The organism is Streptomyces lycii, assembly GCF_009735685.1.
GTDB classification, from domain to species: Bacteria; Actinomycetota; Actinomycetes; order Streptomycetales; family Streptomycetaceae; genus Streptomyces; species Streptomyces lycii.
The window spans coordinates 23265-49032 of the sequence record NZ_WHPN01000403.1 but is presented as its reverse complement, the minus strand read 5'-3'; the positions used below and the strand labels follow the sequence as shown (position 1 = coordinate 49032).

Annotated in this window: 20 protein-coding genes, 1 tRNA gene and 2 pseudogenes; 8 read left to right on the top strand and 15 right to left on the bottom strand. The window is 72.2% G+C overall.

Annotation, left to right across the window (positions count from 1 at the left end; genetic code table 11):
- The 3 genes and pseudogenes from GCU69_RS28080 to GCU69_RS28070 form a co-directional block, all read right to left on the bottom strand.
- Positions 1–592, bottom strand: a pseudogene (locus tag GCU69_RS28080) (sel1 repeat family protein); the annotation flags it as partial.
- Between the two features lie 167 nt (positions 593–759).
- Positions 760–833: transfer RNA gene (locus GCU69_RS28075), tRNA-Met, on the bottom strand.
- A 43-nt stretch (positions 834–876) separates the two neighbouring features.
- Positions 877–3789 (bottom strand): UPF0182 family membrane protein, encoded by a 2913-nt coding sequence (locus GCU69_RS28070; protein WP_156207545.1) that lies wholly within the window; start codon positions 3787–3789, stop codon positions 877–879.
- A gap of 127 nt (positions 3790–3916) precedes the next feature.
- On the opposite strand from GCU69_RS28070, the gene GCU69_RS28065 reads away from it, so the two are divergent.
- The gene (locus GCU69_RS28065; protein ID WP_235978749.1) at positions 3917–4501 is read left to right on the top strand and encodes a PPA1309 family protein; all 585 of its coding nucleotides are present in this window, start codon (positions 3917–3919) and stop codon (positions 4499–4501) included.
- A gap of 349 nt (positions 4502–4850) precedes the next feature.
- On the opposite strand, the gene GCU69_RS28060 is transcribed toward GCU69_RS28065, so the two are convergent.
- The 3 genes from GCU69_RS28060 to GCU69_RS28050 form a co-directional block, all read right to left on the bottom strand.
- The gene (locus GCU69_RS28060; RefSeq protein WP_156207543.1) at positions 4851–5939 is read right to left on the bottom strand and encodes a YlbL family protein; all 1089 of its coding nucleotides are present in this window, start codon (positions 5937–5939) and stop codon (positions 4851–4853) included.
- 632 nt (positions 5940–6571) lie between these two features.
- Positions 6572–7066 carry a molybdenum cofactor biosynthesis protein MoaE gene (locus GCU69_RS28055; protein ID WP_098749976.1) on the bottom strand — a complete coding sequence of 165 codons (495 nt, stop codon included), beginning with the start codon at positions 7064–7066 and terminating at the stop codon, positions 6572–6574.
- A gap of 101 nt (positions 7067–7167) precedes the next feature.
- Complete coding sequence (locus GCU69_RS28050) at positions 7168–8277, bottom strand: SDR family oxidoreductase (RefSeq protein WP_098749975.1); 1110 nt, start codon at positions 8275–8277, stop codon at positions 7168–7170.
- A 193-nt stretch (positions 8278–8470) separates the two neighbouring features.
- Between GCU69_RS28050 and GCU69_RS28045 the strand changes: the two genes are divergently transcribed.
- From GCU69_RS28045 to GCU69_RS28030, 4 genes and pseudogenes are all read left to right on the top strand, one after another.
- Positions 8471–10021, top strand: coding sequence for a zinc-dependent metalloprotease (locus GCU69_RS28045; RefSeq protein ID WP_156207542.1), 1551 nt, complete (start codon positions 8471–8473; stop codon positions 10019–10021).
- Positions 10018–10560, top strand: a complete 543-nt coding sequence (locus GCU69_RS28040) for an NUDIX hydrolase (RefSeq protein WP_098749973.1) — start codon at positions 10018–10020, stop codon at positions 10558–10560. The genes GCU69_RS28045 and GCU69_RS28040 overlap by 4 nt, the downstream gene beginning before the upstream one ends.
- Before the next feature lie 563 nt (positions 10561–11123).
- Positions 11124–11744 (top strand): GNAT family N-acetyltransferase, encoded by a 621-nt coding sequence (locus tag GCU69_RS28035; RefSeq protein WP_218037994.1) that lies wholly within the window; start codon positions 11124–11126, stop codon positions 11742–11744.
- A gap of 245 nt (positions 11745–11989) precedes the next feature.
- Positions 11990–12425: pseudogene (locus GCU69_RS28030) on the top strand (hypothetical protein); the annotation flags it as partial.
- 130 nt (positions 12426–12555) lie between these two features.
- Here GCU69_RS28030 and GCU69_RS28025 read toward each other — a convergent pair.
- The 4 genes from GCU69_RS28025 to GCU69_RS28010 all read right to left on the bottom strand — a co-directional run bounded on the left by GCU69_RS28025 (position 12556) and on the right by GCU69_RS28010 (position 16587).
- Positions 12556–13317, bottom strand: a complete 762-nt coding sequence (locus GCU69_RS28025) for an AIM24 family protein (RefSeq protein ID WP_098749971.1) — start codon at positions 13315–13317, stop codon at positions 12556–12558.
- 16 nt (positions 13318–13333) lie between these two features.
- Positions 13334–14017, bottom strand: a complete 684-nt coding sequence (locus tag GCU69_RS28020; protein ID WP_098749970.1) for an AIM24 family protein — start codon at positions 14015–14017, stop codon at positions 13334–13336.
- 11 nt (positions 14018–14028) lie between these two features.
- On the bottom strand, positions 14029–15840 hold the full coding sequence (locus GCU69_RS28015; protein ID WP_156207541.1) for a TerD family protein: 1812 nt from the start codon (positions 15838–15840) through the stop codon (positions 14029–14031).
- 144 nt (positions 15841–15984) lie between these two features.
- The gene (locus GCU69_RS28010; RefSeq protein WP_098749967.1) at positions 15985–16587 is read right to left on the bottom strand and encodes a M48 metallopeptidase family protein; all 603 of its coding nucleotides are present in this window, start codon (positions 16585–16587) and stop codon (positions 15985–15987) included.
- A 184-nt stretch (positions 16588–16771) separates the two neighbouring features.
- Here GCU69_RS28010 and GCU69_RS28005 point away from each other — a divergent pair, with 184 nt between their 5' ends.
- Both GCU69_RS28005 and GCU69_RS28000 read left to right on the top strand, forming a co-directional pair.
- Complete coding sequence (locus tag GCU69_RS28005; RefSeq protein ID WP_098749966.1) at positions 16772–18001, top strand: TOMM precursor leader peptide-binding protein; 1230 nt, start codon at positions 16772–16774, stop codon at positions 17999–18001.
- Complete coding sequence (locus GCU69_RS28000; RefSeq protein ID WP_098749969.1) at positions 17994–19475, top strand: ABC1 kinase family protein; 1482 nt, start codon at positions 17994–17996, stop codon at positions 19473–19475. Before GCU69_RS28005 ends, GCU69_RS28000 begins: the two co-directional genes overlap by 8 nt.
- Positions 19476–19998: 523 nt before the next feature.
- Here GCU69_RS28000 and GCU69_RS27995 read toward each other — a convergent pair.
- The 4 genes from GCU69_RS27995 to GCU69_RS27980 form a co-directional block, all read right to left on the bottom strand.
- Positions 19999–20325 carry a hypothetical protein gene (locus tag GCU69_RS27995; protein ID WP_156207540.1) on the bottom strand — a complete coding sequence of 109 codons (327 nt, stop codon included), beginning with the start codon at positions 20323–20325 and terminating at the stop codon, positions 19999–20001.
- Positions 20322–20687: a WhiB family transcriptional regulator gene (locus tag GCU69_RS27990; protein ID WP_098749964.1), complete on the bottom strand. Its 366-nt coding sequence runs from the start codon at positions 20685–20687 to the stop codon at positions 20322–20324. The genes GCU69_RS27995 and GCU69_RS27990 overlap by 4 nt, the downstream gene beginning before the upstream one ends.
- Before the next feature lie 134 nt (positions 20688–20821).
- Complete coding sequence (locus tag GCU69_RS27985; RefSeq protein ID WP_156207539.1) at positions 20822–21142, bottom strand: hypothetical protein; 321 nt, start codon at positions 21140–21142, stop codon at positions 20822–20824.
- A gap of 172 nt (positions 21143–21314) precedes the next feature.
- Entirely contained in the window at positions 21315–23558 is a 2244-nt protein-coding gene (locus tag GCU69_RS27980; protein ID WP_156207538.1) for an ATP-dependent DNA helicase UvrD2, read from the bottom strand.
- A gap of 429 nt (positions 23559–23987) precedes the next feature.
- On the opposite strand from GCU69_RS27980, the gene GCU69_RS27975 reads away from it, so the two are divergent.
- Positions 23988–24230, top strand: a complete 243-nt coding sequence (locus GCU69_RS27975; RefSeq protein ID WP_098749962.1) for a mycoredoxin — start codon at positions 23988–23990, stop codon at positions 24228–24230.
- 490 nt (positions 24231–24720) lie between these two features.
- On the opposite strand, the gene nudC is transcribed toward GCU69_RS27975, so the two are convergent.
- Positions 24721–25665, bottom strand: a complete 945-nt coding sequence (gene nudC, locus GCU69_RS27970) for an NAD(+) diphosphatase (RefSeq protein WP_098749961.1) — start codon at positions 25663–25665, stop codon at positions 24721–24723.
- Between the last annotated feature and the right edge of the window lie 103 nt (positions 25666–25768).

The following is a 25768-nucleotide window of genomic DNA, read 5'->3' as shown; positions in this document are numbered from 1 at the left end:
GGTGCCCCTGCTCGGCCGCGGCGCGGAACCAGCGCACCGCTCCGGCGTCACCGCGGTGCTCCAGCAGGTCGGCCAGGGCGTACGCGCCGAGAGCGTGGCCGGACTCGGCGGACTGGCGCAGCCAGTATTCGGCGGCGGGTTCGTCGCCCAGCTCGCGGTGGTACCGCCCGAGGGCGTGCGCCGCGGCCGCGGATCCGGCGACGGCGGCGATCCGCCACCAGCCGGCGGCCTCCTCGCGGCAGCCGCGCTGGTGCAGCAGCACTCCGAGGTTGTTGGCGGCGGCGCGGTCCCCGCCCGCGGCGGCGGCGCGCAGGTGGGGCTCGGCCCCGTCGAGGTCGCCGCGGCGCAGCAGCAGGGCGCCCAGGACGCTGGAGGACTCCTTGTCGCCGGACTCGGCGGCGCGGCGGTGCCGGGCTTCCGCCTCGGCGTCTGCGGTGGCGGTGGCGCCGTCGGCCTCGGTGCCGCTGTCGGCTTCGGCCCAGCTCTTCGGACCGGTCGTCACGACCGGAACTCCCCCGGCTCCCCCGGTCACGGGGTCAGCCACAAACCGACCTGATTCCAACAGAATTGCCTTCTCCCCCATAAGGGCCATCGTCGCACCACCTGCAACCCGCGTACACCTGGTATACCGCAGCCAGCGAAGTCACTTCGGCGTTTTGTCGACTTCCCGACATGACGTGTCTTCAAACGCCTGACGGCCCCAAGCACCCGCACAAGTGAAGGGCCCGGAGTCTGTTGACTCCGGGCCCTTCATATGAGTAGCGGGGACAGGATTTGAACCTGCGACCTCTGGGTTATGAGCCCAGCGAGCTACCGAGCTGCTCCACCCCGCGCCGTTGTGTTCACAACTCTAGCACGGCGCGGGGTGGTGCCTGCTCAGCTGCCCTGTCCGCCTCCGTCGCCGGACGCTGCCTCCTCGGCCTCGGCGGCCCGGCGGAGCGCGGCCTTGAGGTCCTCCTGGGCCTTGCCGTACTCGGTCCAGTCCTGCTCGGCGAGGGCCTTCTCGCCCGCCTCGTACGCCTCTTGGGCGTCCGCGAGGGCTTCCCGCACGGTCGGGTCCTGCTCACCCGCGTCGCCGCCGTCCGGTGGCTCCTCGGTCCCGTCACCGGTGCCCCCGGTGTCACCGGAGTCACTCTTCTCGTCACCGAAGACCACGTCGAGCGCCTCGTCGAGGGTGTTCTCGAAGGCCGTCTTGTCGCCGTAGGAGACCAGGACCTTCCGCAGCAGCGGGTAGTTGGTACCGGCACCTCTGACGTAGACCGGCTCCACGTACAGCAGTCCGCCGTCCAGTGGCACGGTGAGCAAGTTGCCGTACTCGATCTCCGAGTCGCCCCGCTGGAGGATGTTGATCTCGTTGGCGATGGCCGTCTCGGAGTTGAACTTGCTCTGCACCTGTTGCGGGCCGGACACCGTGGTGTTCGACGGCAGCTTCAGGATTCTGATCGTGCCGTACCCGTCGCTCTCGGCGTCCGCGTCGACCGCCATGAAGGCACCGAGGTTGTCGCGTCTGTTCGGCGTGAAGGTCGTCGTCAGCGAGAACGTCTGCGCGTCCTGGTCCGGCATCTGCATGCTGAGGTAGTACGGCGGGACGGAGTTGCCCGACTTGTTCGTCGGGTCGTCCGGGACCTGCCAGACCTCACTGCCGCTGTAGAACTGCGCGGGGCTGGTCACGTGGTAGCGGGTCAGCAGCTCGCGCTGCACCTTGAACAGGTCCTGCGGATACCGCAGGTGCTCCATCAGCTCGTCGCCGATCTCGCTCTTGGCCTTGACCGTGCCCGGGAAGGCGTTCTTCCAGGTCTTCAGCACCGGGTCCTTGGTGTCCCACTCGTAGAGCTCCACCGCGCCGGTGTAGGCGTCCACGGTGGCCTTCACGGAGTTGCGGATGTAGTTGACCTGGTTCTGCTGGGCGACGACCTCGCGCTGGCCGTCGGTCAGCGAGTCGGCCGTCGTGTCCCCCAGGGTGGTGCGGGACGCGTACGGATAGCCGTTCGAGGTGGTGTACGCGTCGATGATCCACTGGATCCGCCCGTCCACCAGGGCCGGGTAGGCGTCACCGTCGATCGTCAGCCAGGGCGCGACCGCCTCGACGCGCTCCTTCGGGGTGCGGTTGTACAGGATCCGCGAACCCTCCCCGATGGCCCCGGAGTAGAGGATCTGCGGCTCGTTGAACGCCGCGGCGTAGGCCGCGCGGTTCACCGGGTTGGAGAGGTTCACACCGCTCTTGCCGCTGTACGTGTACAGCTTCTCGCCGCTGTCGTCGGAGTAGTCCAGCTCCTGCTGCGGCCCGCCGACGATCGAGTACTGCGTCGTCTTCTCGCCGTAGTAGATCCGCTGCTGGTACTTCTCCTCGCTCAGGTCACCCTTGGTCGGCAGGTCGGACTCGGTGAAGTCCGGGGCGCCGCCGCCGGTCGTCGCGGTGCCCTTGGCGGCGACCGCGCCGTAACCGTGGGTGTACTTGAAGTGGTCGTTGATCCAGTTGCGCTCGGGGATGCCGTTGATGTTCAGCTCGCGCAGGCCGATGACGGTGTCCTGCTCCTTGCCGTCCTCGTCCTTGTAACGGTCGACGTCCAGCGTGGCCGGGAACTGGTAGTAACCGCGCACCTGCTGGAGCTGCTGGAAGGTCGGCGAGACGACGTTCGGGTCGAGCAGCCGCAGGCTCGCCGTGGACTCGGCCTCCGCGCGGAGCTTCTCGGTGTCCGCCTGGTCGACGTCGACCTTGCCCTCGTAGTCGCTCACCTTGGAGTCGTCGATGTCGTACGCGTCACGCGTGGCATCGATGTGCTTCTTGATGTACGGGGCTTCCTTGGCCTGCTCGTTCGGCTGGACCTGGAACTTCTGCACGATGGCCGGGTAGAGGCCGCCGATCAGGATCGCCGACAGCACCATCAGACCGAAACCGATCACCGGAAGCTGCCAGGTGCGCCGCCAGAGGGTGGCGAAGAACAGCACCGCGCAGATGGCGGCGATGCAGAAGAGGATCGTCTTGGCCGGCAGATAGGCGTTGGCGTCGACATAGCGCAGCCCGGTCCAGTTGCCGGTGGCCTTGAAGTCGCTGGACTTCACCGCGAGGGCGTACCGGTCGAACCAGTACGCCACCGCCTTGAGCGCCACGAACAGACCGAGCAGCACCGACAGATGACCGGTCGCCGCACCGGTGGCCTTGGCCCCCGGGCTGGTGAGCCGCAGTCCCCCGTAGAGGTAGTGCACCAGGGCCGCAGCGATCAGGGAGAGCACCACGACCGCGAAGCCGAAGGCCAGCAGGAAGCGGTACCAGGGCAGGTCGAAGGCGTAGAACGACACGTCCTTGCCGAACTGCGGGTCCTTCTGGCCGAACGGCACGCCGTTGGTCCACAGCAGCCAGGTACGCCACTGTCCGGAGGCCGAGGCCCCGCCGATCAGGCCGACCAGCGCGGTCACCCCGAGCAGCACCCACTTCTTGTACGGGGCGATGCTCATCCGGTAGCGGTCGAGACTCTGCTGCTCCATCGACATCGCGCTGAGCGGCGGCCGCATCCGGTGCGCCAGCCAGATGTTGACCCCGATGGCCGCGGCCATCAGCAGGCCGAAGACGAAGAAGAGACCGATCTTGGTCCACAGGGTGGTCGTGAAGACCGATGAATAGGCGACCGAGCGATACCAGAGCCAGTCCGTCCAGAACCCGGCGAACATGACGAACGCCATGGCCAGCACGGCCAGCACGCCCAGCGTCATGAGCAGGGTCCTGGAGCGCCGGGACGGCCGGCCGACTCTGATCCGTGGCCCTGTCGGGCCTCCGCCGCGGTCCGGCATCTGGAAAGCCAAGGTGCGCACCTCGAAGATTCGCTGTCGTATGAGCGGGCCCGGAGATCCTAGGGCCCACTCATGCAACTTACTCAAGCTTTACCCAGTTCCCGATTCGGGTCACGAAGGAGGCAAGATGTGGTCCATGTCCTCCCCGACCGAACCCGGGCCCGCATCCTCCGGCCCGGACCCCATCGCCGCTGCCCCGCTGACCCGCGCCGTGCTCGAGATCGACGAGTACGCCTCCGGGCTCGGCTGGGACCAGCCCGCCCGGCTCTTCGCCCTTGTCGACACCGCCCGCATCCGCACCGAGGAACCGGAGCTGGCCGGTCAGCTCGGTATCGCGGACGAGAACGACACGTCCTCCCTCACCCCGGTGGAGCAGGACGAGATCCCGTCCGGCACCCCGCTGGACGAGTTCCTGGCGACGATCGCCTGGCCCGACGCGGTGGCCGGCTGCGCCATGACGGTCGAGCGGCTGATGCTGCCGCCGGAGGCCGAGTCCGACGTACCGGACGATCTGGACGAGGCCCAGCTGGCGAAGTGGGTGGCCGACCACCCCGGCAGCCGGGAGGTCCGGATGACCGTCGCCGTACTGCGGGACGGCTCCCGCGAGTCGGCGCTGCGGCTGCGCGAGAAGGACTCGCCGACGGAGGTGCTGACCGGAGCCGGGCTGGTGCCCGGGCTGGCCGACGCGCTGACGGCGACCTTCGCGGAGTGACGCCCTTCGCGGAGTGACGCGCCCTTGGCGGAGTGACGCCGGAACAGGCCGGGGCGCAGTGGCGGCCCGGCCTGTTCCGCATGTGTCCGGGGCCGGGACTTTTCCTCCCGGAGCCGGACCCGGCGCGCATCGTCCCGGGGACGGGCCCGGAGGCTTCCCGGCGGGTACGGGTCCGGAGCGCTGTTGCCTGCCGAGGCCGGGTCCGGAGCAATGCTGCTCTTCGAGGCCGGGTCCGGAGCGTCATCCGCCGGGGCCGGGTTCGGAGCGTTGCCGGCCGGGGCCGGGTTCGGAGCGTTGCCGGCCGGGGCCGGGGCGTACGATGCCCTGCTGCCGGGGCCGTTCCGCCCGGTCAGCCCTTCGCGCACTCCGGCAGGCCCGAGGTGTCGCCCTTGGCGATCTTCTTGACGGACGCCAGCGCGTCACTCATCTGCTCGACCTTGACCAGCGTCAGGCCGTCCGGGAGGTTCTTGGTCGCGGTGGCGCAGTTGTCCGCGGGCGTCAGGAAGAACTCGGCGCCCTTCTCCCGCGCTCCGACGGTCTTCATCTGGATGCCGCCGATCGGCCCGACCTTGCCCTCTTCGTCGATGGTGCCGGTGCCGGCGACGAACTTGCCCCCGGTCAGCGGTCCCGGAGTCAACTTGTCGACAATCCCGAGGGCGAACATGAGCCCCGCGCTGGGACCGCCGACGTCGGCCAGCCTGATGTCGATCTCGAACGGGAACGTGTGGTCGGTCGCGGCCTCGATCCCGACGATCGCCCGGCCGTCGTCCGGCGCTTCCTTCGTGGTGACGGTGACGGTCTCGGTGGCCTTCGGCTCCGGCTCACGGGCCTTCTCCGCCGCGGCCGCCTTTTTTGCCGGGACGACGGAGAAGTCGACCGGCTCCCCCGGCTCGTGCTTCGTGACCAGCTTCGCGACGTCACCGGGCTCCTCGACCCGGGTGCCGTCCACGGACTTGATCACATCACCGGCGTGCAGCTTCCCCTGCGACGGGCTGTCCTCCACGACCGAGCCGACCACCACCCGCGAGGCGACCTCCTCGCCCATCTCCTCGAGGGCAGCGACCTTGGCGCTCTCCTGGGACTGGCTGAACTCCTCGGCGTTCTCCTGGTCGGCCTGCTCCGCCGTCTGGCCCTCCGGGTAGAGCGTGCTGTGCGGCACGACGGCGTCGCGGGACAGCCAGCCGTACACCGCCTCCAGGAGATTCATCCGGTAGTCCGCGCCCGTGACCCGGACCGTCGTCATGTTGAGGTGCCCCGTCGTGGGGTGCGTCTCGCGTCCCTTGATGTCCAGGACCGGCTCACCGTCGTGCTCCCCCAGGGTGTTCACCGTGGGGCCGGGAGACATCTCCGCGTACGGCACCGGGATCAGCACTCCCGCGCACAGCAGCGCGATCAGCATCAGGGTGGAGGCGAGCATCGTCGCGGTCCGGCGTGGCATGGAACGACAGTACGGGACGGGCTCAGAGGTTCACCCGTGGGGCCGGTCCGTCCGTGGCCGGATTGGCGACTGCGTACGCGCGCCGAGCGGCGCGAACGGTCAGGCGGCGTCCTGGCCGGAACCGTCACGCTCCATCGCCGCCCGGAACCGCGCATACCCCGCGAGCTCGGCGACATCCCCGGTCGTACGCTTACGCGCCGCCCAGCGGGCCCACACTCCGGCACCCACTCCCGCGACAACCGGAATCAGCAACCACGCGACAGCCGCCATACCGGCCTCCCGACCCCATGTACAAGCGCAACCAACAACCGATGAGCAGATTAACCATCCGCAAGCTCAACGCTCGTCACAGGGTGCCGGTTACGCAACCAGAATCCGCCAGGTGCACTAGTCGGGCATACCGAACAGGGTCATGCCGTCACGCACCGCCGCCGGCCGGCCACCGCGGCCCGCCACATCCCACCGCCGAGGCGCCACGCGCCAATCCTCCCGCGCGTCCCCCGGCCACCGCTCCTCAACACGAGACGCCACGCGCCACCCCTCCGGCCCGTCGCCCAGCCACCACCCCCCAACGAGGCGCTACGCGCCGACCCTCCCACCCGTCACCCGACCACCACCCCCCCAACGAGGCGCTACGCGCCGACCCATTCTTCTGTGCCGTCCGTGAAGCGCTGGTGTTTCCAGATGGGGACCTCGTGCTTGAGGTCGTCGATCAGGCGGCGGCACGCCTCGAACGCCTCCGCCCGGTGCGCGCAGGAAACCGCCACCACCACGGCCAGGTCCCCCACGACGAGATCACCGACCCGGTGGACGGCGGCCAGCGCCCGCACCGGGAAGTCCGCCACCACCTTCTCCGCGACCCGCCGCAGCTCCGCCTCGGCCGTCGGATGCGAGGAATAGCCCAGCTCCGTCACCCCGGCACCGCCGTCGTGGTCCCTGACCGTGCCGACGAAGAGCGCGGTGCCGCCCGCGGAGTCGTCGCCGACCGCCCGGAACACCTCGTCCAACGACAACGGCGTGTCGCGGATCGCCAGCAGCCGGATCGGGTCCGGGTGTGCCGACTCGCCCGGGTGCTCTCCCCGGGGGCGCCGCTCGTGCTCGTACTCGTCTGCCAGTTCGCCTGCCATGCACGCCATCGTGCCGCACCCCACCGACAAAGGCCGCACGGGCGGACGCCACCCGGGACGGGAACCCTCCCTTCCGGCGTCCGGGGCCCGGGACCCTCCACTCAGATCCTCCGGCGTGCCTTGCGGGCCCGGCGCACCAGCGCGGCGGTACCCACCAGGGCGACCGTCGCCCCGGCCGCTCCGAGCGTGGTGGCGTCCTTGCGGCCCAGCCTGCGGCCCGCCACGGTGTGCCGGCCCGCGACCTCGTCGAGCAGCTCGGCGAGCACCTCCTCGTTCGTCCACCGGGGCCGCCAGCCCGCGTCGTGCAGACGGCTGCCGCTGACCACCCAGGGATGCATCGTGTACGCCAGGTCACCCGCCGGAGACGGGGTGAGGCCGAGCCGGTGCAGCCGGGAGGCGGCGCCGAGAGCGACCGCCGACGGCAGTTCCATCCGCCGTATCCCGGTCAGCTCCTCCACCTCTTCCTGCTCCAGCCAGCCGTCACAGCCGACCACGGCCTCGCCCTCGACCTTTTCCAGCGCCGCGTACTCCAGCGCCCCGACCAGGTCCTCGACGTGGCAGAACTGCCAGGCGGGCCGGGAGCCCGCGACGACGAGCAGCCGCGGTGACTCGAAGTAGCGGGTCAGGGCGGTGTCGGTGCCGCCGACGAGGACGGCGGGCCGCAGCACCGTGACGTTCAGGCCGGGGTGCGCCCGCGGCGCGCGGCGCGCCAGCCGTTCGATCTCCAGCAGGTCGCCGACGCCCGTCGCGTCCGCGGTGGCGCGCAGCTCGGCGTCCTCCGCGAGCGGTACGTCGTTGTCGGGCAGGGCGCCGTAGACCATGGCCGAGGTGCACAGCACGACGCGGTGCACGCCGGCCGCCGCGGCGGCGGTCAGGACGGTCTGCGTGCCGCGCACGTTGTAGGCCGAGCGGGCCGCGGCGTCGGTCTCCAGGTCGAGGTCGAGCGCGAGGTGCACCACCACGTCGGCGCCCTTGAGCTTTCCGGCGATGAGCGGGTCGCGGACGTCGAGGACGTGCCACTGCGCCTCCGAGACATCCCCCTGCCGCTCGTCGATGGCGATGACGTGCTTGATCTCGTCGGACTCCGCGAGCCGCTGCGTGAGCAGGGCTCCCACGCCCGAGGCGGCACCGGTCACGGCGACGACGGGCCGCCGTCCGGGCGCTGCCGAAATGTTTCGCGCTGCGCGAACTTGTGGGTCTGGGGAACTCACCGGGCGTCTCCAGCGGTTGTCTGCGTACGTGCGTACGTGACGTGAGCGTACGGTCCAGGTGGCATCCATCCTGCCGCAGCCGACCGCCGGGCGGAGCACCGAGCCCGGATGCGGGCGGGGTGTCTACGCTGGGTGGTGAAGTCGGGCAGTCGCCGCCGGCCCCGGTCGGCGGCCCTACGAGCCGAGGAAACCCGTGAGTGACAACCCATTCGGATTCGGCCTTCCGCCGGAGGAGCCGGAGGACGGCGACAACGGCAGGAAGAAGGGCGACCAGCCCGGTGGACAGGGTCCGGCGAATCCGTTCGGGTTCGGCGGCGGCAGCGGGGACAATCCGCTCGCCGCGATGTTCGGTTCCCTGAACCCCAACGACCTGGGCGCCGCCTTCCAGCAGCTCGGCCAGATGCTCTCGTACGAGGGCGGCCCGGTGAACTGGGACATGGCCAAGGACATCGCCCGGCAGACCGTCGCGCAGGGCACGGTCCCGTCCGGCGGTGCCGGTGAGGGGACGAAGGACGCCAGCGTCTCACCGTCCGAGCGGGCCGCGGTGGAGGAGGCCGTACGGCTGGCCGACCTGTGGCTGGACGGGGTGACGTCGCTGCCGTCCGGGGCGAACTCCGCGGTCGCCTGGAGCCGCGCCGAGTGGGTCGAGGCGACGCTCCCGGTGTGGAAGGACCTGGTGGACCCGGTCGCCGAGCGGGTCGGCGCGGCCATGGGGGACGTGCTGCCCGAGGAGATGCAGGCCATGGCCGGCCCGCTGCTCGGGATGATGCGCTCCATGGGCGGCGCCATGTTCGGCACCCAGATCGGGCAGGCCGTCGGCATGCTGGCCGGCGAGGTCGTCGGCTCCACGGACATCGGGCTGCCGCTGGGCCCGCCCCGCAAGGCCGCGCTGCTGCCGCTGAACATCTCCGTCTTCGGCAAGGACCTGGGCGTGCCGCTGGACGAGGTCCGGCTGTATCTGGCGCTGCGCGAGGCCGCCCACCAGCGGCTCTTCGCCCACGTGCCGTGGCTGAAGTCCCATCTCTTCGGCGCGGTCGAGGGGTACGCCCGCGGCATCAAGGTGGACACGGCCAAGCTGGAGGACGTCGTCGGCCAGCTCGACCCGACGCACCCGGAGCAGTTGCAGGACGCGCTCCAGCAGGGCATGTTCCAGCCGGAGGACTCGCCTCAGCAGAAGGCGGCGCTGGCCCGGCTGGAGACGGCGCTCGCGCTGGTCGAGGGCTGGGTCGACGCCGTCGTGCACGCGGCGGCCGCCCCGCATCTGCCGTCCGCCGGCGCGCTGCGCGAGGCGCTGCGCCGCCGCCGGGCCTCCGGCGGTCCCGCGGAGCAGACCTTCGCGACCCTGATCGGGCTGGAGCTGCGGCCCCGGCGGCTGCGGGACGCCTCGCGGCTGTGGGCGTCGCTCACCGACGCCCGGGGGCTCGACGGCCGGGACGGGCTGTGGGAGCACCCCGACATGCTGCCGACGGCCGAGGACCTGGACGACCCGGACGGGTTCGTGCACCGCGAGCAGCCGGACTTCTCCGAGCTGGACAAGATGCTCGGTGAGGCCGCGAGCGGCGGCGCGTCCGGTCCCGCACCGGACGGCCACGCACCGGACAAGAAGCAGCCGGGCCGGGACGGTACGGACAGCGGCACGGAGGGCGGCACGGGCCCGTCCGGCGGCAGCGGTGGTTCCGGTGACGGTGGCGGCAGCGCGGACGGGGACGGGGACGGCGGAAGCAAGGGCGACGACGGCCGGTGAGCCTGCACGAGGACGCCGTACGCGTACTGAAGGAGTGGATGCCGCCGGAGCCGTCCGGCGCGGACCGGGCCCAGGAGGAGCTGCGGGCCGGCTATCTGGACCATCTGGCGTCCCGCCCCGACGGGATGTGGAAGTCCTGCCGGGAGGGTCATCTGACGGCGAGCGCGCTGATCGTCGATCCGGTCGCGGGCCGGGCCCTGCTGACCCTGCACCGCAAGCTGGAGCAGTGGCTCCAGACCGGCGGGCACTGTGAGCCCGAGGACACCACCCTCGCGGAGGCGGCGCTGCGCGAGGCCACCGAGGAGTCCGGGATCGCCGGGCTGGAGCTGCTGCCCGGCGGGCCGGTCAGGCTCGACCGGCACCTCACGCCCTGCGCCTGGCATCTGGACGTGCAGTACGCCGCGCTCGCCCCGGCCGGGGTGGCTCCGGTGGTCAGCGAGGAATCGCTGGACCTGGGCTGGTTCGGCTGGGACGAGCTGCCCGCCGTGGCCGACGCCTCGGTGGTCGCCCTGGCCGCACGGACCCGCGCGCGGCTCTGAGGGAGGACGGCGGCCCCTTCCGGACGGGGCCGCGGCCTTCCCACTCGGAGTGCCTGGGCCGTCCGTACGGGAGGGGACTGCCGTACGGCTCGGGGAGTGTCGTACGGGCGGGGAGTGTCGTGAGCCCCGTGGACTGCCGTACGGCGCGCGACTGCCGTACGGGGCGCGACTGCCGTACGGGGCGCCGGGTCATCCGGGTTGTCCGGGGCATCCGTACGGGAACGGTTCCCGTCCCGTCCCGCCACGGCCGACAGGTCCTGCCACAGCGAACGACCCCGCCCGCGTCAGGAGAACGGCCTCGTCCGGCCGCGGGAAGCGGCACCACAGAGCCACGCCGCCGCGCCGGAAGAAGTGGCGGCCACGGGGTACGGCCTGCCGCCGGCACCCCGGCGGCAGGCCGTACCCCGCTCCCGGTCCCGTCGCGGGACCGGGCGCCGGCCAGGAGCGTGGGTCGGTGAACAACTCCTGGAACGCCGCGCCTCGTGGTGAAGTGCGGCTGTCGAGCGCTGCTCTTGAAGCTGCCGAGCGCTGCTCTGAAAAGGCGTGGCTGCCGGGCAGCCGTGATGCCAAAATCAGTCCGCAATGTGATCCACATCCGCGTCCCGGAGGCCCGCGTGGACGTCGCCTCGCTGCTGCCGTTGACCACGGCCCGGTTGTCACTGCGTCTGTTCACTCCCGCCGACGCCGACGCCCTGTACGCCTACCAGAGCCTGCCGAGCGTGGCGCGCTACTTGTACCGGCCGGCGCACACGCGTGAGCGCAGCGAGCAGGTTGCCGCCGAGCGCGCGGCGCAGACGGCCTGGCGCGCCGACGGGGACAAGCTGGCGCTCGCTGTCTGCCGACGCGATGAGCCCGGCGTCCTTGGCGAGGTGAGCCTCACCCTGGCCGATGCCCGCGCCGCCCAGGCCGAGATCGGCTGGACTCTCGCCCCAGGTCACCAGGGGCACGGCTACGCGACCGAGGCGGCCGCGGCGCTGGCCGGGTTTGCCTTCGACACACTGGGCGTGCACCGGCTCTACGCACGGCTGGATGTGGAGAACACCGGATCTGTGCGGGTCTGTGAGCGCCTCGGGATGCGCCGGGAGGCGCACCTGGTCGAGAACGACCTCGACGGGGATCGCTGGGGCAGCGAGTACATCTACGCGGCGCTGTCCGCGGATCTTGGCAGTCGATCAGGCGGTTGATCCCGACGCCGTCCCCCCCTCAGTTCGTGATCTTCCATACGGACAATTCCGGTAGCCCGATTCGCAGCAACTGCTCGACGAGGTGTTCGACCTGGGCCCGGTCCTGGCGTCCTGCGCCGAGAAGCGCAGGCTCCCGCCGTATGACCCGCGGTTGAGGGTCCGGCTACTGACCTACGGGCACACCACCGGAGTGCGCTCGTCGCGGGCGGTCGAGCGCGAGTGCACCGGCCTGCTCGGCCAATCCCGCCGCGAACACCGGAACCCACGCACGTCAGGCGCTCCTCGACGCGGGCTGCTGCTCCGAGGCGGACCTTCAGGCCGCATCCGAGCGCAAGGAGGACACGGCACCGGCACCTTCATGGCCACCGGCCGCCCGTCCCACGACGGACGCGTCAGCCCCGCTCCGCGCGGACGAATCCCCGCCGACGCCACGCCATGCGAGCGCATGTCCCGCAAACCGCTCACCAAACCCGGACGCCGCCTACGCCCAGCGCAGAGCCATCGTCGAACCCGTCTTCGGGCAGATCATGACCGATCATGACCTGCCGAGACGGCCGCAGACTCCTGCTGCGCGGCGAAGCAGGAGCCCGCGCCGAATGGCGGCTGGTCGCCGGTTGCCACAACCCGCGAAAGATCTTCGGGCAGGTCGGAACCCCCGGACCGGCCGCCACCCGGGCCTGAGCGCCCGGGCGGCAGCAGCACCCTCCGCAGCAACCACGCCCCGCACCGACCCCGGCACCGCCGACAGCCCCGGGCCGCCGGAGACCCGACCGCCGGCCCTCGGCGGCTTGCTCCCTGCCGACCCACGCTCCTAACGGTTGTTCCAGATGTTGCCCTGGTTCTGGCCGTGGGCGCCCTGTGCCCCCATGCCGTACTGGGCGCGCACGCCCGAGCCGATCACGGCGTTCTGCGGGGGCAGCAGCTCGCTGGGCTGGACCAGCGCGTACCCCTGGCCGAGGAAGCTCAGCTCCCAGCCCTCACCGGTGTTGCCACGCCGCCGGAAGACCCCGGAGGAGTGCGTCTGCGCCTGCATCTGGACGCGCAGCGAGGTCGACCAGGCGACCACCGCGTCCGCGTCGGCGTTGACGTACTTCTCCGGCGTGACCTCCATCATCAGCGGCTTGCCCGAGGTCATCAGCGCGACCTTGCCCTGGCCGGAGATCTGGAGGTTGTAGGCGCCGGAGCCGGACACGCCGAACTGGCTGTCGACGGCGATCGTCTCCCAGTGCAGCGTGGAGTCGAGCGCGAGGACGTAGGCACTGTCGACCGTCAGTCCCTCGTGGTCCACGTCCATGACGTGGACGTACTGGGCGAGGTTGGCCAGATAGACCGTGCCCTGCCCGGAGCAGCGCATCAGGTCCAGACCCTCGCCGGTGTTGGCGCGGGCGCGGCGCTGCCCCTGGGTCTGGTACTCGCCGTCGAACTCCAGCATGCCCTGGTACGCGACCATGCTGCCCTTGCGGGCCAGGACGTCGTCGTGCCCGGTGAGGCCGACCCGCAGCAGCTGCGGGTTCTGCAGGGCGTAGCGCTCCTGCGTCTGGTTCTCGGTGTAGCCGAAAAGCGGACTCTGCATCTGTCTTCGATCCCCCTCAGCCCCGGGCCCGGAGCCGGTCGGTGCTGTCCTCGCTGGGCTGTACGACGACGAACCCCTGGCCGGAGAAGCCGAGCTGGTAGGCCTCGCCGCTGCCCCGGCCGATCATGGAGGACGCCTTGAAGCTGCGCTTCCCCTTCATCTTCAGCCCGCTGGACCAGGCGACGAGCGCGTCCGGGTCCACATACGTCTCGTCCTCGCCGCGTCCGCAGTCGACGACGATCGGGGTGCCGCGGGAGGTCAGCGCGACCCAGCCGGTGCCCGTGATGCCCACGTTGAACAGGCCCTGGCCGGCGAACTTGGCCATGCCCTTGACGCGCTGGACGCCCCACTGGAGGTGGGCGTCGAAGGCGAGCAGGTTGGTGCCGTTGACCGACAGCGCCTCGTTGTCGAGATTGACGCAGACGACGTCCGCGCCGTAGTCGGCGAGATACAGCAGACCGTCTCCGCTGCACTTCATCAGCGGCGCGCCCTCGCCGGTGAGCCACTGCGAGGCCATCTGGCGGACGGCGGGCGGGTTCGGCTCGTACTGGACGAAGCCCTCGTACGCGACCATGGAGCCGGTACGGGCGAAGACGTCCTGGCCGCTCTGCATGGCGACCTTGAGCATGCTGGGCCCGTGGTTCTCCATGCGGGCGGCGATCGGGGTCGGGGCGTAGCCCGAGATCATGTGCTGGTCCATCACGGGCTCCCTCAGACCTCGTACGGCTGGACGACGATGAAGTTGCCGGGCGCCCCGCGGAACTGGAGGTTCACGGTCTCCCCGCTGTGGCCGGGATAGGCGTTCCGGCGCAGCCGCACCTGGCTGGAGATGATCACCTGTGCGGCGGCGGACCAGGCGACGATCGCGTTGCTGTCGGCGAACGTCGTCGGGGTCACCGGCAGGACGACGGGCACGCCCTGGGTCTTCACGACGACCGTGCCCGTGCCCTGGAACTGCATGGTGAACAGCGCGCCGCCCGGGATGCCGTGCCCCTCGACGCGGCGCACCTCGTGCTGGAGCGACTCGTCGAACGCCAGGACGTTCTCGGCGGAGACGCAGATCGCGTCGCCCTGGAGCTCGATCGGGTGGATCTGCGCACCGTTCTCGGCGAGGAAGACCTGGCCGCGGCCGGTGCAGCGCATCAGCTGCATCTCCTGGCCGGTGGCGTTGCCGACGACGCGGCCGCTGAAGCCGGCGCCCTTGTAGCTGAAGTCGACCTTGCCCTGGTAGAGCACCATGCTGCCCTGGCGGGCGAGCACGGGCTGGCCGTCGGCGCCGAGGTCGATGCGCACGAGCTGCTGGTTCTGCAGGGTCCAGCGCTGTCCGGTCGGCGCCTCGCGGTACTTCTGCAGGGCCGCCCCGAGACCGGGCGGGCCGGCGGCCTGCGGGACTCCGTACGGGCCGGGCTGACCGGGGACCTGCCCCGGCGCGCCGTACGGCGACGGGGGGCCTCCGCCCGGCGGCTGCATCGGGCCGGGCGGCTGCATCTGCCCCGGTGGCTGCATCGGGCCGGGCGGCTGCTGGCCCTGGGGGGCGTACGGATTGGGGGCGCTCGGCGGCGGCAGCGGACCGGGCGGGCCGGGCTGGGCAGGGGGTGGCACGGGGCCGCCGGGCGGCGCCATCGGGGCGGCGATCGTCGGCGCCGCGTGGGTCTGCGGCGGAGCCTGCGGAGTGCCCGGCGGGGGCGGCGCGAAGCCCTGTGCGGGCTGCGGGGCGGGGGCCTGCGGCACCGGGGACTGCGGGGCCGGGGCGGGGGCCGCGGGCGTCGGGGCCGGTGCGGCCGGAGGAGCCTGTGCGGCCGGTGAAGTCTGTGCGGCCGGAGGAGCCTGTGCGGCCGGTGAAGTCTGTGCGGCCGGAGGAGCCTGTGCGGCCGGTGAAGTCTGTGCGGCCGGAGGGGCGAAGGAGGGCGGTGCGGCCGGAGCGGCCGCCTGCGCCGGCGGGGCGAAGCCGGGCGCGCCGGACTGCTGCGGGGCCGCGGCCTGCGGGGCCTCCTCCTCCAGCACCTCACCGCCGAAGTTCTGCAGCAGCGCGTCGAGCCCGCCGTCGAACCCCTGGCCGACAGCGGCGAACCGCCAGACGTCCTTGAGGTAGAAGTCGCCGAGCATCACGGCGCGCTCCGTGCTGAACTCGGAGCCGCTGAACGCGTAGCGCGCGACCTCCTCGCCGCCCGCGACGATACGGATGTAGCCCGGGCCGGCCTGCGACATCTGGCCGGCGCCGTCGAGGGTCGCGGTGAAGGACAGCTTCTGGATGCCCGGCGGGACGCGGTCGAGCGTGACCCGGAAGGACTCGGTGTCACCGGCCTGCGGGCCGAGCAACTGGACGGATTCCTCGGGGGATTTCGGCTGGTTGAAGAAGATGAAGTACCGGTCGTCGGACAGCCGCTCGTCCGCGTCCAGTCCGAAGCAGCTGATGTCGAAGGACAGTCCGGGTCCGGTCATCTGCACGCCGACGTACAGATCCGTTCCCGCCGTCAGGTCACTGATCTTGGCCTTGTGGCCGCGCTGGAATTCCCTGGCCATACGTAACGACCGTCCCCCATCCTGAGCCGTGGTGCTTTGCCGCGTCAGGCTAACCGCTGGGTCCGACGGCGGGCGACGGCGGTACGCAACAGGTTCGCAACTGGTTTGCGCGGAGGCCCGGGGGGACCTTCCGGAGGACGGGGGTCAGTCCTCGCCGCTCTCGGGGAAGTGCGGGAGCCGGTCGGCGGCCACCACGCCCTCGAGGTAGCCGCGGGCCCGCTCGGTGCGCGGATACGCCTCCAACAGCTGCCAGAACCGCGCCCCGTGGCCCGGGACCAGCAGATGGGCGAGCTCGTGGAGCAGCACGTAGTCCAGGACGTACCCGGGCATGCCCTGGAGACGGTGGGACAGCCGGATGCTGCCCTCGGCGGGGGTGCACGAGCCCCAGCGGGTGTTCTGGTTGGTGACCCAGCGGACGGTGACGGGGCGGGCCCGGCCGCTCAGATACTGGTCGGAGAGCTGCTCGGCGCGCCGGGCGAGTTCGCTGTCGCCCAGCATCCGTTTGCTCTCCTGCGCCGCGAGCCGGTCGAGCATCACGCTCACCCAGCGCTGTTCCTCGTCCTCGGACATCCGGGCGGGGATCAGCACGATCGTGCGGTCGCCCTCGCGGTAGGCGGACACCGTGCGCCGCCGCCGGGTGCTCCGGCGCACCTCGACCGCGCTCGCCGCCTCGCCGCCGGATCGGTCGGGCTGCGCTGTCGTCCTGTACGGCTTGCTTCCTGCGCGGTGCAGTGGGTCGGCGGACACGCCACGACGTTACCCGCTGACGCCCGGGGAAGTCCCGCCCCTCCACGGTTCGTCCACGTGCCTCCACCGCAGCCCAAGCCGATTGAATGACTATTCCCCTCCTCCTGTGGACAACTTTCACCGCCCGTTCCCGCCGGCGGGCATCCTGAGCCCACCGGGAAGAGAGACAACGACGGGGGGCACCGTGCATCCGATGATCAAGCCCGCGCTGCGGCGCGGCTGGCGGGACCGCCGGACCGTGCAGTTCGGGGCCACGCCCGCGCATGCCGTGGTGCTGGGCCCGGTGGACACCGCGACCGGCAGCTTCCTCTCGCTGCTCGACGGCACCCGCGGGCTGCCGCTGCTGCGGAAGGAGGCGGCGGGGCTGGGACTGCGGGAGGACCGGGTGGACGAGCTGCTGCGGCGGCTCGGGGCGGCCGGGCTGCTGGACGACCGGGCACCCGGTCGGGGCCGCTCGTCCGGGACGCGGGGCAGCAGCGCCGTGCCGGACCGGCTCCTGCCCGACCTGGCCTCCTTGTCCCTGGTGCACCCGGATCCGGGTGCCGCGGCCCGCCGGCTCGCCGCCCGCGGCGAGGCGCGGGTGCAGGTGCGCGGTGCCGGACGGGTCGGCAGCGCCGTCGCAGCGACGCTGTCCGCCGCCGGGGTGGGCCGGGTCGACGTCATGGACGGCGGCTGCGTCGAGCCATGGGACACGGGGCCCGGTGGACTGCCCGGGACGGCCGCCGGCGAGCGGCGGGACGCCGCCGCGGGCAAGGCCGTCCGCGCGGCCGCGCCGGGGCGCCGCACCCGACGGACCGGAGCCGGTGCCGGCCCGGAGGCGCGGGACCCCGAGGGCGGGCTGGCGCTCACGGTGCTCGCCCCGCGCGACGGGCTCGCGGCGCACGCCCCCGATCCGGCCGTGGCCGAGCCCCTGCTGTCCGCCGGCATCCCGCACCTCTACGCCGGGGTGCTGGAGGGCACGGGTGTGGTGGGGCCGCTCGTGCTGCCGGGAGAGTCGGCCTGTGCCGGGTGTGTGCAGGAGCTGCGGGCCGAGCAGGATCCCGGGAGACCGCGCCTGCTCGCCCAGTGGCGCTCCGGCTCCGGTCCGGCGGCCGTACCCGCCTGCGACATCGCGCTGGCCACGGTGGTCGCCGGGCTGGCCGCGGCCCATGCGCTGTCCTTCCTCGACGGGAGGCCGCCGGTGTCCGCGGGCGCCCGGCTGGAGTTCACCCTGCCGGACCTGGCGTGGGAGGCGCAGCCGGTTCCTCCCCATCCGGAATGCGGGTGCGGTGCGGCGGGGGCAGCCGAGCGGCCATACTCCTGGGACGGCGGGGTCCCGCCGCGAGACGGGCCGGTCGGTGCCGGTCTGGGAGCCGGTGTGGCGGGTAGCAGCCCTCCGGAAGAGCGCAGTGGAGTTGGAGGGGCGCATGTCTGATCTTCCCCGCAAGGCGGTCACCCGCACCGCCAAGCTGGCCGCGCTGCCACTGGGCTTCGCCGGCCGGGCCACCTGGGGCCTCGGCAAGCGGATCGGCGGGCGGTCGGCGGAGATCGTCGGCCGGGAGCTCCAGCAGCGCACCGCCGAGCAGCTGTTCAAGGTGCTCGGCGAGCTGAAGGGCGGGGCCATGAAGTTCGGCCAGGCCCTGTCCGTCTTCGAGTCGGCGCTGCCCGAGGAGATAGCGGGTCCGTATCGCGCCGCTCTCACCAAGCTCCAGGAGGCGGCGCCCCCGATGCCCGCCCGCACCGTGCACTCGGTGCTGGAGGAGCGGCTCGGTGCCGACTGGCGCGATCTCTTCGAGGAGTTCCAGGACAAGCCCTCCGCCGCGGCCTCCATCGGGCAGGTCCACCGGGCGGTGTGGCACGACGGACGCGAGGTCGCCGTCAAGGTGCAGTACCCGGGCGCGGGTGACGCGCTGCTCTCCGATCTCGCCCAGCTGGGACGGTTCGCCCGGTTGCTGGGACCGCTGATCCCGGGCCTGGACATCAAGCCGCTCATCGCGGAGCTGCGCGACCGGGTGTCCGAGGAGCTGGACTACTCCCTGGAGGCGCAGGCCCAGCGGGACCACGCGGCGGAGTTCTCCGCCGACCCGGACGTCGTGGTGCCCGAAGTGGTGCACCAGAGCGACCAGGTGCTGGTCACGGAGTGGATGGACGGGATTCCGCTGTCCGAGGTGATAGCGGACGGCACTGCGGAGGAGCGCGACCGGGCCGGTCAGCTGCTCACCCGTTTTCTCTTCTCGGGACCGGCCCGGACCGGGCTGCTCCATGCCGACCCCCACCCCGGCAACTTCCGGCTGCTGCCGGGAGACCCCACCGGTGACGGCCCGGCTCCGTGGCGGCTGGGTGTCCTCGACTTCGGCACGGTCGACCGGCTGCCGGACGGGCTGCCGCCGCTGATCGGGATCGCTCTGCGCATGGCGCTCGACGGTGACGGGGAGCGGGTCCACGCGATGCTGTGCGAAGAGGGCTTCGTCAAACCGTCCATCGAGCTGGACCCGGCGGCGGTGCTCGACTATCTGCTGCCGATCATCGAGCCGGCGGGGGTGGCGGAGTTCACCTTCACCCGGGACTGGATGCGGCACCAGGCGGCCCGGATCGCGGATCCGCGGTCCCCCGCCCACCAGTTGGGGCGCCAGCTCAACGTTCCGCCCGCCTATCTCCTGATACACCGGGTCACGCTGAGCACGATCGGGGTGCTCTGCCAGCTCGGGGCGACGGTCCGGATGCGGGACGAACTCGACAGGTGGCTGCCCGGGTTCGCGGACGGCGAGGTGCCCGGGCCCCGGGAGGCGGAAAGCCTGACGAGCCCTCACCCCGAGGAATCCCTGCCGAAGGAGTCCATGGCGGTGGAGGAATCCCCGGCGGAGGAATCCCCGGCGGAGGAGAAGTCCGAACGAGCCGCGGAGGCCTGAGCGAGCGCCGCCGGAGCCGCCGCCGGAGCTGTTCGGTCTGCCCGAAACGGCATCGACGGCGTGCCGCGGTTCCGGCGCCGGGGCGGCTCGGCGGGGCAGGGTCGAAGACCTCGGCACAGCGTGGCGCACCGGCCGCGCAGCGCGACACCAGGCCGCACGCGCGGCCGTCGGCCCGCATCCGCGCCGCACCTGGCGGCCGACCGGCCGTGTGCGCGGGAAAGCGGGCAGGGGCACCCGCCCGCACGTGCGGGCACCGGCCCGGGGCTTCGGGGACGTATGGGCTCCGCGTGCCGTGCCGCGGCACGGCGCGGCGCGGCACTGTGCGGCACGGCGCGGCACTGTGCGGCACGGCACGACGCGGCACGGCGCGGTGCGGCACGACGCGGCACGGCGCGGTGCGGCCAAGCGGCAGGGGCCGGGCCTCGAAAGGCCCGGCCCCGGTCGTTCAGTGGTGCTCGTTTTCAGTTGTGGTTCCGCTGTTCAGTTGTCGCTTCGCATGTCGGTTGGTCCGCTGGTACGGACGTCACTGCATGACGGCCATGGCCAGCGCGCGGCGGGCCCGCAGCGAGGCGCGCTCCGCGCGTCGCTGCATCCGGCGGGCAGCGGCCACATGGGCGGCTCTGCGTTCGGACTCGGCCTCCTGCATGCGCTCGTGCATATGAGCACGAGCCATGGCTTCTGGAATGAGTTGCATCTCGCGGTTCCTGTTCTCACGTGTGTCGATGGCACCGGACGTGGTGCGGGCTGCTGTGCGCTGTGCGGACGGCTCGTCGGCGGGCGGCTTCATCGTCGGGACCTGCTTCTGGGGGTCGTGCGTGTGCGGGCGGTCGATCGTTCCGGTGGTGTTCATGCCGCGACCGGGTTCTTGCGCGGGCGGCCACGCGGCCGCTTCCTGGGCACGACCACTCCCTGGACGAAGAGCTCACCGCCCCAGACGCCCCACGGCTCACGCCGGTCCTTGGCACCGGCGAGGCAGGCCTCCCGCAGCGGGCAGGTCTGGCAGAGGGACTTCGCGTACTCGACGTCCGCGGGGGACTCGGCGAAGAAGACTTCCGGGTCGTAGCTGCGGCAGGGCACGAGCTCGCCGAGGCGCTCGATCTCGTCGTCGAGCGCGGTCAGCTGGATGGGCTGGGTCAAGGAGTCCTCCGTAGGGCCGGGCGGGGGGCTCGCAGGGTTCTGCGAGAGGGACGGGGCGTGTGCTGGGCTGGGCACAGTCGGTGTCTTCCTCGTGTCGGCCGGCCTGGTGGGCCGGGTTCTTGTTGTCGGTGCCGCTGGAGGCAACGAAAAGGGCCGCGGATCCCGGTTCGGGTTCCGCGGCCCTGGAAGGTGCCGACCTGATCTTGCGATCAGGCTGGATCTCTCCAGGGTTCAAGGCCGCGGAAGGCCCGAATCGTGAGGTGCTCGGCCGCAGACATCGCGCCGCCGGCAAAATTGCCACCGGTCCACGTCTGCTGGAGGTCGGCACCCTTGGCCGCAACGACATAGGCCGATGCCTCTGCCGCCACTACTGCCGCCGGTGCCTTCGGTCGCTCAGCGCCCGCGAGCAGACCTCGCTCGGCGAGCCGTGCTTCGGCAGCGCCGGACACGCCGGTGCCACGGAGCACGGAGACGCCGGACAGGCAGGAGACGACGACCTCACGGCCGGTCACTTTGGTGATGTTGGTCATGGGACTCGCCTCCTCTCGGCGTCTCGGGGGACTGGGTGAAACCAGTCCGTCGTGCACGTTCGTACAAGTAGAGCACGGAACTCACGGGTCAAAAAGACCCCGTCAGGTCCGTGATAGAGAACCTATGGGGAATCCGGCGGCATGCGCAAACTATTTTTGCGACGACTTCGGATCAGTCCCCGAACGGCTCTCCGGCGGCCGGTTCCGGCGGATCTCCGCCCGCGCAGAGCGCCAGCACGTCCTCCCCGTAGCGGTCGAGCTTGCGCCGGATCACGCCGGGAATGGCGGCAAGCTCCGGCGGGCTGCCGGGCACGGTCTCCGCGATCGCGAGCAAGGTCTTGTCGGTGAACACGCAGTACTCCGGCTGGCGCAGTTCCCTGGCCCGTGCGGCGCGCCAGTCCCGGAGGCGTTGGTAGAGCCCCTCGTCCAGCTCGGACGGACAGTCCTCGCACCGCATCAGCTTCATCTCACCGGCGTCCGTCAGCGTCCGTCCGCAGACCCGGCACCGCACCGAGACGCGCCGCCGGGAACCGCCGCCGGCCGGCCGCCGCGGCTCCCCCCGGGTCACTCCGGAGCCGCCGTCCGCGAGGGCCGGCCCGGCGGCCGCCCGGCGGCCCGAGCCCGGCCGCAGGCCGTCGAGGAAGCGGCTGGGCGTGCGGTTCGGGCGCCCGCCGGGGGTCCGGGAGAGGGCCCAGGACAGGGTGAGCAGGGCGCGGGCGCGGGTGACGCCGACATAGAGCAGCCGGCGCTCCTCCTCGATCTGCTCGTCCGTCTCCGCGTAGATGATCGGCATCATGCCCTCGGTCAGGCCGACCAGGAACACCGCGTCCCACTCCAGGCCCTTGGCGGCGTGCAGCGAGGCCAGGGTGACGCCCTCGACCGTGGGGGCGTGCCGGGCCTCGGCGCGCTCCCTGATCTCCGCCACCAGATCCGCCAGCCGCGCGTCCGGACGGGCCCGCGCGAAGTCCTCCGCCAGCCGCACCAGCGCCGCCAGCGACTCCCACTGGTCGCGCGTCGCGCCCGAGCCGGCCGGGGGCCGGTCCTCCCAGCCCCGCTGGGTGCGGAGCAGATGGCGCACCGTGCCCGGGATGTCGAGACGCTCCAGCTCCGGGTCGGCGGACCCGCCCGAGTGCGCGGCGCCGCGCAGCAGCAGCCACGCGCTCTTCACCTCGGGGCGGTCGAAGAAGCGCTCGGCGCCCCGCAGCTGGTAGGGCACGCCCTGGTGGGCAAAGGCCTGCTCGTACGCGGCGGACTGGGCGTTGACGCGGTAGAGCACGGCGATCTCGCTCGCCGGTGTGCCGGAGTCGATGAGCTGCCGGACGCGGCGGGCCGTGCCCTCGGCCTCGGCGACCTCGTCCCCGTACTCGGTGAAGTCCGGGGCGGGGCCGGGGTCGCGCTGGGACTGCAGCTCCAGCCGGTGTTCGGCGGTGCGGCCGCGGGCCTGCGCCAGCAGGTCGTTGGCGAGCCTCACCACCTGCGGGGTGGACCGGTAGTCCCGCACCAGCTTCACGACCGTCGCTCCGGGGTGACGGTTGCGGAACCCCAGCAGATAGTCCGGGGTGGCTCCGGTGAAGGAATAGATCGTCTGGCTGGCGTCACCGACGACGCAGAGGCTGTCCCGGTCGCCGAGCCACAGGTCCAGCAGGCGCTGCTGGAGGGGGTTGACGTCCTGGTACTCGTCGACCACGAAATGGCGGTACTGGGAGCGGACCTCGTCGGCTGTCGCGCTGTGGCTCTGGAGCACTCCGACGGTGAGCAGCAGCACGTCCTCGAAGTCGATCAGGCCGCGCTCATGCTTCAGCCGTTCGTACGACTCGTAGACGCGGGCGATCTCGGCGGGGTCGCGCGGGGTTTCCCGGGCGGCCTTGGCGGCCATCAGCGGATACTGCTCCGGGATGGTCTGGGTGACCTTCGCCCATTCGATCTCGCCGGACACGTCCCGCAACTCGTTCCGGTCCAGGCGGAAGCCGTGGGCTCCGGCGGCCTCGGCCACCAGCGGTGGTTTGCGCTCCAGCAGCTCCGGCAGCGGGGTGCCGCCGACCGCCCTGGGCCAGAAATACTGGAGCTGGCGCAGCGCGGCGGAGTGGAAGGTGCGCGCCTGGACCCCGGCCGCGCCGAGCTGCCGCAGCCGGCCGCGGAGCTCGCCCGCGGCGCGGTTGGTGAACGTCACAGCGAGGACCGAACTCGGCTGGAGGATACCGGCCCGGACGCCGTACGCGATGCGGTGGGTGATGGCACGGGTCTTGCCCGTCCCCGCGCCGGCCAGCACGCACACCGGCCCGTGCAGGGTGGTGGCGACCTCGCGCTGCTCGGGGTCGAGACCTTCGAGGACGGCGTCGGCGCTGTCCGGCACGGCCGGGAAGTGCGACGCGCCCGGGGGCCGCGGGAAGAGCGGGGAGGAGGTTGCTGAGGTCACCCCGCCATGCTGCCAGGTCACCCGGGAGCACCGGGACGGTTGTCCACAGGTGTGGGCTCGCGGTCATACCGGTGACCCCGGTCACGGGTGCGCGGCCACGCCCGGCCGCGCGGCCACACGTCCCGGGCACACGCCGGAGGTCGCGCGTACCGGGCCGGACACAAAGACTCCCGCGTACCCCGCGTACCCCGCGTACCCCGCGTACCCGGCCGCGCGGGCCGGGTTGCGCAGCCGAACAGTGAACAGAAGGCCACACGGACCAGGGCACGCGTACCTGTCACGCGTACCTGGTCGCGCGCGTCAGGCCCCGCTGCCGGGTCAGCGCAGGAGGTGGCGTACGAGGTCACACGTCTCAGCTGTGCGGGAATGACCCGCGGTCCCCGTGCGTTCTTCCGGCGAACCTGACCGATGTGAAGGAGAGCGGAACCGATGGCGGGCACTGTGACGATGTACAGCACCACGTGGTGCGGCTACTGCCGCCGGCTGAAGAGCCAGATGGAGCGGGAGGGCATCGCGTACACCGAGGTCAACATCGAGCACGACCCGGAGTCGGCGAAGTTCGTGGAGCAGGTGAACAACGGCAACCAGCTGGTGCCGACCGTGCTCTTCCCGGACGGTTCCGCGCTGCCGAACCCCTCGCTGGCGCAGGTCAAGGAGAAGCTTTCGGCCTGATCCCGGGCCCGCCCGCCGGGTCGGCCGCCCGTGCTCCGGGCGGCCGGCCGGCTCCCGGGCCGGCGTGATCCGGAGCCGAATCCCGGCGCCGGACCGGATCGAATCGGATCAGGTGTCTTCGGCCCGTGGCCGCCGTGTCCGGGGACCGGTGAGCCGGCTTCGTGTATCACGGGGTCGCTGTCGCGGCCGCCGCCGGGATCGGAGCCACTGCCCGGGTCCGAGCCACCGCCCGGACCCCGAGCCGCCGCCCGGCTTCGAGCCGCCGCCCGGCTTCGGGCGCCGTCACCGGCTTCGGGCCGCCGCCCGGCTTCGGACGCCGTCACCGGCTTCGGGCCGCCGCCCGGGTCCGAGGCTCCGGGCCGCCGCCCGGATCTCGTTACGGAGCCTTCCGGCCCTGCCCCGGTCCTCCCGCGGGTCTTGTCACGGGCCCTCCCGCGGGTCTTGTCGCGAGTCCCCCGCGGGTCCTGCCCCGGTGCGCGGGCCGCCCGCCTCAGCGCGGAGCGCCCGCGGGCAGCGGCTCCCCGTACCAGAGTTCGATCAGCCGGGCCGCGATCGAGATGCCCATCGGCGGCAGCACCTCCCCGGACGCGAAGGCCTTCGCCAGCTCGTCGCGGGAGAACCAGCGGGCCTCGTGGATCTCCTCGCCGTCCACCTCGATCTCCGGTGACGTGGCGCGCGCCATGAAGCCCAGCATCAGGCTCGACGGGAACGGCCAGGGCTGGCTGGCGACGTACGACACCTCGCCGACCGTGACCCCGGCCTCCTCCGCGACCTCGCGGACCACGGCCTGCTCGATCGACTCGCCCGGTTCGACGAAGCCCGCGAGCGTCGAGAACCGGCCCTCGGGCCAGTGCACCTGCCGTCCGAGCAGGGCCCGGTCCCGGTCGTCCGTGACCAGCATGATCACGGCGGGGTCCGTGCGCGGATAGTGCTCGGCCCCGCAGGCCTGGCAGCGCCGGATGTGCCCGGCCGCCGCGATGACCGTGCGCTCGCCGCAGCGGGAGCAGAAGCGGTGCAGCCGCTGCCAGTTCTCCAGCGCCACGGCGTGCGCCATCAGGCCCGCGTCGCGGTCCGACAGCAGCGCCCCCGCCTCGCGCAGCCCCGCGGGGCGCGCGGACTGGTCCATCCGGCCGGGCAGCGCGTCCTTCTGCAGCGCGAAGTACCGCACGCCGTCCTCGTCGGTGCCCAGGAAGTACCGGTGGGTCTCGGTGAGCGGCGCCTCGAACGCCGGGGTCATGACCAGCTCGGTGCGCCCGTCCGGGGTGTCGTCGACCAGCGCCTGTCCGCCGGAGACCACGAAGACCCGCGTCGTCGGGTGGCTCCAGGCGGCCGCGAGCCATGCCTCGTCCATGCGGTGGTGCGCGGCGCGGTCGATGCCGCCGGGGGCGGTCAGGGCGATCTGCGGAGCGGCGGAGCGTTCGGTCGAGGTGGTCACAGGTGTTTCCTACTCCCCCATGCGGAACATGTGGTGGGCCGGGACGGTTGGACGGCGCCGGTGCCGGCTGGGGCGGCGGGGCGCGCCGGGGGCTGTGGGGCCG

What these genes read in the sequence shown, in the direction of transcription:
- GCU69_RS28055 (WP_098749976.1), bottom strand. Translation starts at nt 7,066, where the DNA reads ATGGCAGGCGAACTGGCAGACGAGTACGAGCACGAGCGGCGCCCCCGG.
- GCU69_RS28015 (WP_156207541.1), bottom strand. Translation starts at nt 15,840, where the DNA reads ATGGCCAGGGAATTCCAGCGCGGCCACAAGGCCAAGATCAGTGACCTG.
- GCU69_RS27985 (WP_156207539.1), bottom strand. Translation starts at nt 21,142, where the DNA reads ATGACCAACATCACCAAAGTGACCGGCCGTGAGGTCGTCGTCTCCTGC.
- GCU69_RS28025 (WP_098749971.1), bottom strand. Translation starts at nt 13,317, where the DNA reads ATGCAGAGTCCGCTTTTCGGCTACACCGAGAACCAGACGCAGGAGCGC.
- GCU69_RS28020 (WP_098749970.1), bottom strand. Translation starts at nt 14,017, where the DNA reads ATGGACCAGCACATGATCTCGGGCTACGCCCCGACCCCGATCGCCGCC.
- GCU69_RS28070 (WP_156207545.1), bottom strand. Translation starts at nt 3,789, where the DNA reads ATGCCGGACCGCGGCGGAGGCCCGACAGGGCCACGGATCAGAGTCGGC.
- GCU69_RS28035 (WP_218037994.1), top strand. Translation starts at nt 11,124, where the DNA reads ATGCCAAAATCAGTCCGCAATGTGATCCACATCCGCGTCCCGGAGGCC.
- GCU69_RS27995 (WP_156207540.1), bottom strand. Translation starts at nt 20,325, where the DNA reads ATGAACACCACCGGAACGATCGACCGCCCGCACACGCACGACCCCCAG.
- GCU69_RS28060 (WP_156207543.1), bottom strand. Translation starts at nt 5,939, where the DNA reads ATGCCACGCCGGACCGCGACGATGCTCGCCTCCACCCTGATGCTGATC.
- GCU69_RS28065 (WP_235978749.1), top strand. Translation starts at nt 3,917, where the DNA reads ATGTGGTCCATGTCCTCCCCGACCGAACCCGGGCCCGCATCCTCCGGC.
- GCU69_RS28000 (WP_098749969.1), top strand. Translation starts at nt 17,994, where the DNA reads ATGTCTGATCTTCCCCGCAAGGCGGTCACCCGCACCGCCAAGCTGGCC.
- GCU69_RS27975 (WP_098749962.1), top strand. Translation starts at nt 23,988, where the DNA reads ATGGCGGGCACTGTGACGATGTACAGCACCACGTGGTGCGGCTACTGC.